The following is a 12,171-nucleotide window of genomic DNA, read 5'->3' as shown; positions in this document are numbered from 1 at the left end:
TTCTACTCCTCTGACAAAAACTTGCGAATTGCTTCTGACGCTTGCTCATATTCCAGATTTATAATCATCCGCTCCAATCGCTCTAGCAATTTCTCCTCTTTAGCCGAATATGAATATCTCATTAATGCACGCAGTGTTTCCTGCGCCTCCTCTAACTCGAACTCTTCCATCTTTTCTGCAATGTATTCTAATGCCTCTGTTTCTATTTTCTCTTTTCTGGGCTTTTCCTCTCCTGTTTCTTCTAAATTACTTTTCACCCATTCAAGCGTTTCTTGAAGAGACTGTAAGAACTCATGCAAATGCTCCTCTACATATGTAAAATTTCCTGTTTTTCCCTCAGTTTCCAACTGTTCTGCAAAATTTGCTGTCATAACAGCTCCGATATTCCTGCTCGCTCCTTTAATACCATGTATCTTTATTAGGAAAGTATCTAAATCCTCCCGATACAATTCTAATAATTCCTCTGCAACTTCTGATACTTGGTAGTAATAACTCTTCAAAATATCCTGTTGACTTTTATCTTCTTGCAAGGTACCCTTCTGCATTTTTTCTTTTAGGCATGCCTCCAATACCTTTTCTAACTTTCCTCGTTTCAAGGGCTTCGTCAGAACTTTTGTAAAACCTGCTTCCTTTAATTCATGTACTTTCTCTCCCACATTCTGTGCTGTCAACGCTATTGCCGGCATTTTGTTTCCGGCTTCCCGGATCTTTCTTAATGTTTCCACACCATCCATCCCCGGCATCATCTGATCAATAAACAAAATGTCGTAACATTCCTCCGAAATTGCTTCCAACGCCTGCTCACCGGACAATACACCTTTTGTCGTTATATGATATAATTCCAACATTCCCTGCGCTACCATCAGATTTGTTTCCATATCATCGACTACCAAAGCTTTTGCCTCCGGATAAATACAATTCTGTCCTTCTGTCTCTTCTTCCTGTATTTTCAGTTCTTCTACCTCTTCCGGAACAAATTCCATACATGTAAAACACTCTTCCGTCGTCTTTACCAATGGCAGATAAATCTGAAATACACTTCCTGTTCCCAAAGAAGTTTCTACCTGAATCGTACCTCCCATCAACTCTACTAAACTTTGCGTTATGGCAAGTCCAAGACCTGTTCCCTGTCGATTCGCTTCACTGTCTTCTCCTACCTGTGTATACTTTTCAAATATCCGCTCTGCATCCTGTTCGGCTATACCAATCCCTGTATCACTGACCTGAAACAGAATCCATGGTGTTTCTTTCTCCTTCACCTCTACTTGTAATGTAATATTTCCCTCTTTGGTATATTTAATTGCATTACTCAAAAGATTCATCAGTACAGAACGTACTTTTCCGCTGTCCCCAATCAAAAATTTAGGAACTCCTTTGCCAATTCTAATCTGAAATTCCACATTTCGTTGCTCTACTCTTTCCTGCATCAGAAAATAGAATTCCTCCAACACTCTTTCCAAAGAATACTCTTCTTCTCGTAATGCCGTTTTTCCTGCCTCTATTTTGGAAAAATCAAGAATTCCATTAAGCGTTTCCATTAAGCGCTGTCCTGCATTTCGCATCATATACAACATATTTTTCAGTTCTGGTTCCTGGGTTTTTTGCATATAAACTTCACTAATTCCCAGAATCACATTCATAGGAGTACGAATTTCGTGACTGGCATTGGCAAGAAATATGCTCTTTTGCTCATTTTCTTCTTCTGCCTGACGCTTCATCTCGATTAAACGTTCCATCATTCTTTTTTGTTCTGTAATATCATAAAGACAAATAGCATATCCCCTTTGACGTTTTTCCAGATATACTTCTGACTTCTTCCATTCATAATATCTTTTGTTCTTTTCTAATTCTCCCACGGATTCATTCCGAAAAATTTCATCGTCCTTTGAAATTACCGTCTGAATATTCTTTCCCCGTCCCATTTGAGCTAATTCCGGAAATACCTTAGAAGCATATGCATTGGAATCCAGATATCCATAATCCCAATCCACAATAATCAGTCCTATGTCCATAGTTTCTATCACAAGTTCCCTTGCACTCTCTACCACCTGCAAGAACTGATACCTATTAACCACTAACAGCATTAACATACTTTCCGCAAAGAGTCCAAAAGGCTCAATCCTATAATAAATACCATTCCCTAATAAATATCCTATAATATTCATGCATGGCAACATACTCCCCAACAACATAAGACGATATTTGATTGCTTCATTTTTTCCGTTTTCTTTTCTGCGCTTTATGCATACAAACAGACATACCAAAAACATTGCCCAAATACCCAGCATGATACTTATCATATAAACATAAGACCACCCACCAGGCTCCGCCTGCAGATAGATTTGTCCATCCCGTTCTACCATTGATTTTTGCTTATAAAACAGAAAATGCCAATGATTGGTAAAACGTAGCATTAACAGGACCGAAAAATAAATCGTTGCCAAACTAATAGCCCTTCTTGACACCGGTCGGTCTATCAGATATCCAATTAAGTTCCACATTCCTAAAAAGAAATAGACCTCTGCCAACATATATAGCATATCAGATATCTCATGCAGGTAATTTCTCGCCATCGTCCCCGTTAAAGCTCCTACAAGATTATAAGAAAATACTGCACCCATAATTAAAAGCAATGTACCACGTTCCGTACATTGCTTTTTTAAACATAATGCGACTATAACATACAAACAAATCAATACTACTATCATTTGAAGTACATTCAGTATATCAGTCATCATCTTCTCCTAATACAATTCTTATTCGTTCCTTTAAATAGGATGGTTCAAACGGTTTCAAAATATAATCTGCTGCTTGTATGTTCCTACATTCTAACACTGTTTGTATATCATGTAGTGCCGATACAAAAATAACAGGTATCTGTTCCGGAAATCTTTCTTTTATCTCCTTCACAGTCTCAATCCCACTTTTGTTTGGCATTGCTACATCCATCAAAATTAAATCAGGCTTTTTCTTTTTCAAAAATTCTAATGCCTGCTGTCCTGACTTTACCAATGACACCTTATATCTGCTTTCCAAAATCTCTTTTATCCGATGAAGGCTTGACACCATATCGTCTACTGCCAAAATATGATACAGCTTCTGATTACGTCCCTTTTCATTCTGACTTATCTCATCAGCAACCATGACATGCATACCGCATTGACGCACTATGGTAATATTTCTGTTTTTATCCATATCCTGTAAATCCAACACAGTACCATCTTTTAGTTTCACCTTTGGTCTTAGACGATTATCCTTGTTATTTTTCATAACAAGAGCTTGTTCGCCATTCGAAAGCTCTACCAGAGTTCCCTTTGGATAAATTGCTACATATTCTGCAAAAATTTCTACAATTTCTTTATTAAATAACGTTCCGCAGCCACCCATCAGGTATTCAAACGACTCCGAATAGGAGCATGCTTCCTTATACGGTCTTTTCGACGAAAGCGCATCATACACATCTGCCACATGTATAATTTTTGCAAACGGCTGTATCCTATCTCCTGAAAGCCCATTTGGATAACCACTTCCATCTTCATTTTCATGATGACACAGCACGCCATTCTTTACTCTTGATGGAATATTCCATCTATCATAAAGCATATCATAAGCCAACTGTGGGTGACGCCTTACTATCTCATTTTCCATAGCATTGAGCTTCCCGGGCTTATTTAAAATACGCTCATCTATCATTATCTTTCCTAAATCGTGTAATATCGCTGCCAGACACAAATCCTTTAATTCATCAATACTATAACCGGCTCCGATTCCAATTACTGTAGAAAATACTGCTACATTTACCGAATGCTGGTAAATGTAATCATCATATGCCTTTAAATCCATTAAATCTAATGAAATAACCTTGGCTTCTAATATCTGTTCTACAATTTTCTTAGACGCCTCCATAGTTGCATCCATGTCAAGTTCTCGCAATGATGTAGCGGCATTCGCCCGCAACTCCATGGATATAATTTCCTCTACATGAATGTCTCTTGACCATTCATCATCAATATAAACACCGGGATATCCCCGCTGTTTTAACCTTTCAATCAAATCTTGTGAGAGTTCTTTTCCCTCTGACAAAAGTGTCCTTGCTGCAAAATCATATATGTCTCTTCCAAGAATCATTCCTGGTTTTACATCATCCATGATGACATATCTCATATCAGCTTAATCTTCCTTTCCTTTGCCATACCCCAAAGAAGATTCTAACACATTTTTATTAATAGCACTAGACCTTTCTTTTGAAAATTTGTTTTAATACTTCTGATTATAAATTTTCTTTACCTCTTTTCTTCCGCGATACATAATCAAATAGCAAAAAATAATTTCCAGACTGCCTGTCATTAACAAACTAACCCGATAGGAAAACATCTCACCAAGCATTCCAATGAAAGGATAAAAAATCATTCCTGATAAGGAAAAAACTGTATTAAATATTGCGTTTAATTTTGCCCTTTTATCATCCGGGATATAATTTTGCACACTACTTTCCCTTAAAGTAGCACTATTAATTCCCAAAAAGCCACAAACAGCACGATTGAAAAGCATGAAAGGATATCCTAAAAACAGTAACATCATATCCATCCCACTATATACGAAATAAACGAGATACGCAAATCCAAAACGCTTCTCAGGTTTTATTTCGAAACGATAGTGAATAATTCCTCCAATCGTCCTTCCGACAAATTCCGCCACCGTAAACCACGCATACAAAGCTGTTCCAAGTCCCGGTGTAGTTTGAAAAAATGCAATGATAAGGCTGCTATTCCCCTGACTTACCCCTTGCGTTATTGACATATAGGCATAAATCCGGCATAATCCCTTTTCTTGTTTCAGGTAATTCCAACCCTCTTTTAAATCATTCACATATTCCTTAAGCGAGAACTTTCCTTCTCTTTTACAAGTTTCTGTGATTTTAATCTGCGTTTCCACTGCAGAAGCTAGCAATAATAAGCCTCCTTCTACAAAGCAAATAGTAGCCATTCCAAATTTTGCATAAAGAAATCCTGCTATCGGTGTCATAATGACCATCGCTGTTGGATATATCATCCCTGATATCGTATAGCCCTTTTGGGCAAATCCTTTTTCAATCAAATTGGGATAAAGACTGGTATACGCAAGATTGTAAATCGTTCCTGTACTACCGGTAACCAGTGAAAACACCATATAAACAGGATAGCTAAAAGGTTGTTTCAATAAATAAAACGCAAAAATCAAATACAATATCCCATCCAGACAATCTAATCCTACAATCACAGGTTTTCGCCGAAAACGATCTAAGTAAGGTGATATAACAACCGGAAGTATCAACGATGGAATCAGAGATACTGCACTGAAAATTCCAGCCAATAAGGTACTTTGACTGTTATCAAACACAACAAAAGACATTGCAAAACTCATTGCCGTTCCACCTATGGCACTGATAATAGTTCCCATGGTTATTATAATGAAATTTTTTGTCCATAACGTATTTTTCATTGTTTTTCTCCTAAATCTTCTGAGTATAAAGTCTTACTTCATCCATTCGATAACAATACGGTTCTACCTCTGTCCTTCGTTCTGTTTTTACCTCAAAAATCATTTCTTCCACGCCATAAATCTCTCCAATATTTTCTTCTTTTAAGAACCATTCTTTTTTTGATGGTCGTGCATAGCACCGAAGCCAGTTATGCTCTTTTTGATTCACAAATCCCTGACTTCGATACCAATGATTTGCAGGCTCATCTTCCTGTGTCCACACCTCACAATAAGAAATTCCCTTTTTATTCAATTGTTCCTTGGCCGTATTCCAAAGTTGTACTGCCACTCCTTCTCTTCGATATTCCGGCAGAACTCCAAGATTCCAGATAACAGCGCCTCTTTCTTCTCCTGCTACACAAAGTTCTCCTGCCTGAGATTCTATTTCAATATCAATAAAACCTACGACTTGCCCGTTTTCTTCTGCTACTAATGAAACAGTATCATTCTTATACTTTTCCTTTTCCTGTAATACATCGTTATAATAAGAACAATCTAAAAAAGAAACCACGCGACATCTCAGCCATTGATTCTCGTCTTTTTCCTCGTATGCCCTAATCTCTATCATCCTACTTCCTCCTAATCCTTCATATTTCTCCTTTATGGTATCATAGTTTTTAGCAATAAAAAAGACAGTGTGTTTGAGAAAATCACTACTCAAATCACCGTCTTAGATGTAATATATTCTATTTCGCAGGAAATTCTTTCATCAAAGAACAAATCTCCTTATACTTACGTTGGTGTTCTAACACTTCTATCAGATATGGCACATGAAACTGCTCATACCCCTTTGGGCGTTGCTCCCTTATCTGTTTCATACATTCACGAAGTATTACTTCATATTCTGTTTCCTCGAGATAATTCTCATGCTCCAATCGATAAGCTACTACCTCATACATTTTCCCATAGATAGGATATTGTTCTATATCTTCCGTAGCATAGCCCTTTTTAAGCATTTCCCTCGCCGTTTGCTTCTCTCCAAGACGCTCCATGCAAATAGCATACTTATGATAATACAAAGCATCTCTTCTGGAACATTCCTTAAAGTATTCCAAAGCCTCCTCTACCTGATTCCACTCCAATAAAGTAAAGGCTATATTGTAAGTAATCGTGGACAAATCCTCTGTTTTCTGCAGTGCTCTTGCCAAACGCTTTGCTATCATGTAGTGCTTCATCATTAATTCTTTTTGCTCCATAGAAGAATAGCAATTTCCAAGCATCATCTGGGCAGATAGCATATTTTCTGCCGTTCCCTCTTCGCAACTGACCTGATAAGCGCGATTCAGAATTTCAACCGCTTTTACATATTCTCCTTTTGCCCAGTAAAAAACTCCTGCAACATTTAAATAAAATCCATTGGGATTTAATTTCAGCAATAATTCCAAACGCTCCTGATTTTCTTCACAGGTACTGTACAGGTATAGTTCATACTGCCTCTGACTCATGCACTCTATATACTCCGCAAGCTCAGTTTCCGTTCCATCCTCATTCTCCGAAAAAAGACGAATAAAAAGCATTACATCCAACATATATTCACTGGCCATATAACGGTTATATTCCTGCTGCAATACTGCTACATCTTCCTGTACTAAGCTTCCCGCATAGAGTTTTTCATAAAGCTCTTCTATCCTTTTTCCTGCCTCTTTTAAAAATCCCCTATCTGTTTCACAGGAAATCCCCAGGCGTTCTAACAAAGCACTTATGATATCCTCTCCAGCTTCTACCTTTCCCTGCTCAATTTTAGACAGATAAGAGACTACACAGATTCCTCTGCATAGTCCCTCCTGTGAATAGTTTCGCTTCAATCTTTCTCTTTTAATAAGTGTTCCGATAAAAGATTTCATTGGCTACCTCTTAATTAAAATATATCAACTCATCTTCCGGCTTTTCCGCAGGCTGGACATCCACTGCATACAACACCGGTCCTTTTCCCTTATATTCCATGGCAAATTCATTATGCATCTCTGCTGTAATAGTAATCCATGATTTATGAGGAATCTCAGATGCTTTATCATACTTACACTTAAATCCTACAAATGCAATATCATCTGCACAGCAGGTCATAGCAAAGCGTCCCGGCACAAACACGCCCTTTTTCAACTTTTCAGGACGATAAACCAATGCCAGAAAACGTACTTTTTTTCCCTCATACTTTCTAGGATCATCCAAGGCATCCATATACCAGATACCATAGTCCATATCCGTAATATCAATAATATCCTTATTCAAATCATAAGGTAGTTCTTCCATCTCTCCGGTATCTACCGTTCCATCTGCACGCTCATAAGCAATTTGCGCCTTTCGGTTAATCACCTTAATAGCACGACGGAATTTTCCCTTTGGTGTATCATCGTCACAACGGTTAATGATAACTACATCTGCCTGAAAAATCTGTTCCATAATCATTGCACGCATATTCGTAAGATACATATCAAAGGTAGTCGCATCTACAGTTGCTAAAGACTGTACAATAATCCAATCCTTCGGTAGATTCATTTCCAATAACGTTGCCATTTCCCATGTTCCATTATATTCAATAAAAACTTGATCCGGCTTATATTGTAGGTCTAATTCCTTTAACTTACTTTCGGTAAATTCTTCTTCCTCTTCAATCATTACCAGCTTGGTATTTGCCTTTGCCAGCTCTGCTTCGTCATATTCTACTTCTCCGTCTTCACAGGCAATCAAAAGAGTCTTAGCCCCTTCTCCGAAATTTTCCTCAATCAGAGTTTCTTTTATCAGGGATGTCTTTCCGCTGTCCATAAAACCGGAAAACAGATATACAGGTATTTCCATTCCTTCACAACCTTCCTTAAATTCCAAACAATGTCTTTAACTTCTCTTCTTCTACATTGGTTCCGATGACACAAAGTCTTCCGGTATAATCCGGTTCTCCGGTACGCAGTTCATATTCTCCGTCTACCATGTCAAAGTAAATCCATGTACCATCTTCGGAAGGAACCATTCCCTTTGCACGAAGAATCACCCCATAATCCTCTGTTTCACAGAAAGCCTTCATTGCATTTTCAATGGTCTCTTTCTTAAATACATGAGGTGTCTCTGTTCCCCAGCTTGTAAATACCTCATCCGCATGATGATGGTGGTGGTCATGGTCGTGGTCATGACATCCGCAAGTACAGTTTTCATCATGCTCATGATGATGGTGGTGGTCATGGTCATGGTCGTGATCATGGTCATGATGGTCATGGTCGTGTCCGCAACAACACTCTTCATCATGGTCGTGATGATGATCATGATGATGTTCTTCCATTAATTCTTCCTCTAAGGATTTCTTTTCCTCGATTACTTTGTAAATCTGTTTTCCATCAATTTCATCCCATGGTGTCGTGATAATTGCTGCTTCCGGATTCTTCTCCTGAACAGCTTTTACTACAACCTCAGTCTGCTCCGGCTTCGCATTCTGTGTACGGCTCAACACTACAACAGTAGCATATTCAATCTGATTATTGAAAAATTCTCCAAATGCCTTCATCTGCTTGGTAGCCTTTAATGTATTTACTACTGTAATACGTCCATTTAACTTCACATCCTGCTCTTCTTCCACATCCTGAACGGATTTCATAACGTCAGACAGTTTTCCGACTCCGGATGGCTCAATTAAAATACGGTCCGGATGAAAACGCTCGATTACTTCTCGCAGATTTTTCCCAAAATCTCCTACTAAGGAGCAACAAATACAACCGGAATTCATTTCACTGATTTCAATACCGGAATCTTTTAAAAATCCACCATCAATTCCAATTTCACCAAATTCATTTTCAATCAGAACTATTTTTTCTCCTTTGAATACATCCTCTAACATCTTTTTGATGAAGGTTGTCTTTCCTGCACCTAAAAAACCTGAAATAATGTCAATTTTTGTCATTTTACTTTCCTCCTATTTTTCTAACCATGCCTTTGTCCACTAAAAATGCGGGACGGTATGATAATTTTGCTTTTCTAAGTCCTTCGGAACCGGTATCTTCTTCCCGGTTCGTATATAAATAATCCTTTGCCACATGTGCTGCAAACTGTTGATTTATCATCGGATATGCTCCCTGAATATCTGCAAATGCTTTTTCAATATGAACCACAAAGGTATCCGGATTCAAGGGTTCTCCTATGGCAAACGCCACAACCCTTCCGTCAGCCCGAATTAATCCCCCGGAAAGTTTTAATTCTTCCAGTAATCGCAAGGCATTTAGAGTTACACACATTTCATCCCTTTTTTCTACATCCCACTCACACTGGTTGATGTTTCTCCACTCCAACGCCATCTTGAAGCACTCTTCTACATTATCTTTAGTAATTGCTTCGTAACTCCAATCCGGATACATTTCCTTGAACTTATTGATATGATTCCGCTTTCCGTGCAGTTTTTTTCCGGAAAGCGTGATGAGTTTCTCCGTTTCATACACATAATCAGCGCTATCCCGGTCATATTCTATTTCAAACATTCCCGGATACCAAAGACATAATAATTCAAACTCCGGTTCCTGCACCAAATGCATATGCATCTCCAGATTCTGCTCCTCGAACCATTGTATCATAATATCCATAGCTTTATGAATCTGCTCCGGCTCACCTGCCGGAAACGTGATACTAGTTCCATCGCACTCCGCAAGACTTCGGAAAATAAGTGTATCTTCTACAATAGCATAATCCACTGGATATTTCCTGCCCCACAAATAAATATTTGGGAAAACAAGTTCACAGCTTCGGTAAGTCTTCTGTTGTAAATAATGTTCCAATAACTCTCTGTCTTCTAACTCAATTTTTTTAAATGGTATCTCCATAAATCTCCTATCCGGCAAACTGCATGGTATAGAGCTTTGCATAAATGCCTTCTTTCTCTAATAACTCTTTATGGGTCCCCGTTTCTTCGATGCCGTTATCTGTCAGCACCAGAATTTTTTCTGCATTTTTAATGGTAGACAAACGATGTGCTATGACAAAAGTCGTACGATTTTTTGCTAATTTTTCCAAAGATTCCTGTACTACCTTTTCACTTTCGTTATCCAATGCAGAAGTTGCTTCATCAAAAATCAGTATTGGCGGATTTTTCAAAAATACACGCGCAATAGACAATCTCTGCTTCTGTCCGCCGGAGAGTTTCACACCTCTCTGCCCAATATCTGTATCATACCCATTTGGCAATGACATTATGAATTCATGGGCATTCGCATTCTTGGCAGCCTCAATGACCTCTTCCCGGGTAGCGTCCGGCTTACCATACCGAATATTATCCATAACCGTTCCTACAAACAAGTACACATCCTGTTGCACGATTCCAATATGGTCTCTCAAACTCTTCAACTTTATGTCGCGAATATCTTTTCCATCAATTTTAATACTTCCGTCTGTCACATCATAAAATCTTGGTATCAGGCTACATAAAGTACTTTTTCCTGCACCGGAAGAACCAACCAGCGCCATATAGGCTCCTGCTTCTACCTCCAGATTGATATGATTCAATACCTTCTCGGTATTTTCTTCGTACTGGAAAGACACGTCTTCAAAACTGATGTTTCCTTTTACTTCCTCTAAATCTATTGCACCTTCTCGATCTTCAATATCCGGCTCAATTTCCATAATCTCTGTAAAACGCTCATAACCGGAATAACCGTTCTGGAACTGCTCAGTAAAGTTAATCAGCTTCTTCACCGGATCTGTGAAGGTATTGATATACAACAGAAATGTTACCAAATCCGTCACATTAACGCTTCCTTTTGTAATCAACATCGCTCCAAATACCAAAACTGCAATGGTAATCATAGTGGTAAATGCTCCTAAGCCGGAATTGTATCCTGCCATATACACATAACTGTTCTTTTTTGCGGCTAAGAATCCATCATTTCCCTGACGGAACTTTTCACGTTCCACATCCTCATTTGCAAAAGATTTTACCACACGAATTCCGGAAAGATTGTCCTCAATCTGGCTGTTAATCTCTGCAATCTTCACACGATTTCGTTTAAATGCCCGCTTCATTCTGCCATTAAAATAAATTGCATACACCAGCATTACCGGAATAAATGCAAAAGCAATCAATGTCAGTTTTACATCTATACTCATCAATATGATAAAGGAACCTACGATTTTAATAATAGAAATCACTAAGTCCTCCGGTCCATGATGTAACAACTCACTAATGTCAAATAAATCATTGGTAATTCTGGACATCAACTGTCCTACCTTCTGGTCATCAAAAAAAGAAAATGACAATTTTTGATAATGCCCGAAAATCTCAGCACGCATATCATATTCAATTTTTGCTCCCATTACATGTCCATAATTTGAAATAAAATAATTGCAAAAACACTCTAGCAATACCAGTCCAAGCATAACCACTCCAAGTATCAGAATCTTATGAAGTGCCGCATTCGCTTCCATTGTAATGACATTACCTGTGATATAGCGCACAATCAATGGTATCACCAGCGTTACTGCTGCACCTAAGATTGCAAAAAACATATCTGCAAGAAATAAGGACATATATGGCTTGTAATAAGTTACTAATTTTCTAAGTTTCTTTCCCATTGCGGTCCCTTTCTGTTTTTTATAAAATTATTTTGTACAATCACCCTAAAACCGAATAAATATTATAGCACACTTTTCATTTTTGTGCTATTCTTTTTATATCTATTCAGA

Annotated in this window: 9 protein-coding genes; all 9 read right to left on the bottom strand. The window is 38.2% G+C overall.

What is annotated here, in order from left to right; translation table 11 throughout:
• Window positions 1–2: 2 nt before the first annotated feature.
• Entirely contained in the window at window positions 3–2,735 is a 2,733-nt protein-coding gene (locus BIV20_RS05835) for an ATP-binding protein (protein ID WP_075718966.1), read from the bottom strand.
• Window positions 2,728–4,164 carry an HD domain-containing phosphohydrolase gene (locus BIV20_RS05830; RefSeq protein WP_075718964.1) on the bottom strand — a complete coding sequence of 479 codons (1,437 nt, stop codon included), beginning with the start codon at window positions 4,162–4,164 and terminating at the stop codon, window positions 2,728–2,730. Before BIV20_RS05830 ends, BIV20_RS05835 begins: the two co-directional genes overlap by 8 nt.
• Window positions 4,165–4,257: 93 nt before the next feature.
• Entirely contained in the window at window positions 4,258–5,481 is a 1,224-nt protein-coding gene (locus BIV20_RS05825; RefSeq protein WP_075718962.1) for an MFS transporter, read from the bottom strand.
• A gap of 10 nt (window positions 5,482–5,491) precedes the next feature.
• Window positions 5,492–6,088 (bottom strand): GNAT family N-acetyltransferase, encoded by a 597-nt coding sequence (locus tag BIV20_RS05820; RefSeq protein WP_075718960.1) that lies wholly within the window; start codon window positions 6,086–6,088, stop codon window positions 5,492–5,494.
• Between the two features lie 118 nt (window positions 6,089–6,206).
• The gene (locus BIV20_RS05815; protein ID WP_075718958.1) at window positions 6,207–7,364 is read right to left on the bottom strand and encodes a helix-turn-helix domain-containing protein; all 1,158 of its coding nucleotides are present in this window, start codon (window positions 7,362–7,364) and stop codon (window positions 6,207–6,209) included.
• A gap of 10 nt (window positions 7,365–7,374) precedes the next feature.
• Window positions 7,375–8,316, bottom strand: a complete 942-nt coding sequence (locus BIV20_RS05810) for a TIGR03943 family putative permease subunit (protein ID WP_075719216.1) — start codon at window positions 8,314–8,316, stop codon at window positions 7,375–7,377.
• A gap of 16 nt (window positions 8,317–8,332) precedes the next feature.
• Window positions 8,333–9,406, bottom strand: a complete 1,074-nt coding sequence (locus BIV20_RS05805) for a CobW family GTP-binding protein (RefSeq protein ID WP_075718956.1) — start codon at window positions 9,404–9,406, stop codon at window positions 8,333–8,335.
• 1 nt (window position 9,407) lies between these two features.
• Complete coding sequence (locus BIV20_RS05800) at window positions 9,408–10,316, bottom strand: DUF2156 domain-containing protein (protein WP_075718954.1); 909 nt, start codon at window positions 10,314–10,316, stop codon at window positions 9,408–9,410.
• Window positions 10,317–10,323: 7 nt separating this feature from the next.
• Window positions 10,324–12,060, bottom strand: coding sequence for an ABC transporter ATP-binding protein (locus BIV20_RS05795; RefSeq protein ID WP_075718952.1), 1,737 nt, complete (start codon window positions 12,058–12,060; stop codon window positions 10,324–10,326).
• Window positions 12,061–12,171: the final 111 nt, after the last annotated feature.

Origin of the sequence: Roseburia sp. 499 (genome assembly GCF_001940225.2) — a bacterium.
In the GTDB taxonomy this organism is placed as follows: Bacteria; Bacillota; Clostridia; order Lachnospirales; family Lachnospiraceae; genus Petralouisia.
Note: the sequence above shows the minus strand (reverse complement) of the source record. Positions and strands in the feature narration are given on the sequence as shown.

Bases quoted from the DNA above. Each gene is read 5' to 3' on its own strand.
- BIV20_RS05835 (WP_075718966.1), bottom strand. From the start codon at position 2,735: ATGACTGATATACTGAATGTACTTCAAATGATAGTAGTATTGATTTGT.
- BIV20_RS05830 (WP_075718964.1), bottom strand. From the start codon at position 4,164: ATGAGATATGTCATCATGGATGATGTAAAACCAGGAATGATTCTTGGA.
- BIV20_RS05825 (WP_075718962.1), bottom strand. From the start codon at position 5,481: ATGAAAAATACGTTATGGACAAAAAATTTCATTATAATAACCATGGGA.
- BIV20_RS05820 (WP_075718960.1), bottom strand. From the start codon at position 6,088: ATGATAGAGATTAGGGCATACGAGGAAAAAGACGAGAATCAATGGCTG.
- BIV20_RS05815 (WP_075718958.1), bottom strand. From the start codon at position 7,364: ATGAAATCTTTTATCGGAACACTTATTAAAAGAGAAAGATTGAAGCGA.
- BIV20_RS05810 (WP_075719216.1), bottom strand. From the start codon at position 8,316: ATGGAAATACCTGTATATCTGTTTTCCGGTTTTATGGACAGCGGAAAG.
- BIV20_RS05805 (WP_075718956.1), bottom strand. From the start codon at position 9,406: ATGACAAAAATTGACATTATTTCAGGTTTTTTAGGTGCAGGAAAGACA.
- BIV20_RS05800 (WP_075718954.1), bottom strand. From the start codon at position 10,316: ATGGAGATACCATTTAAAAAAATTGAGTTAGAAGACAGAGAGTTATTG.
- BIV20_RS05795 (WP_075718952.1), bottom strand. From the start codon at position 12,060: ATGGGAAAGAAACTTAGAAAATTAGTAACTTATTACAAGCCATATATG.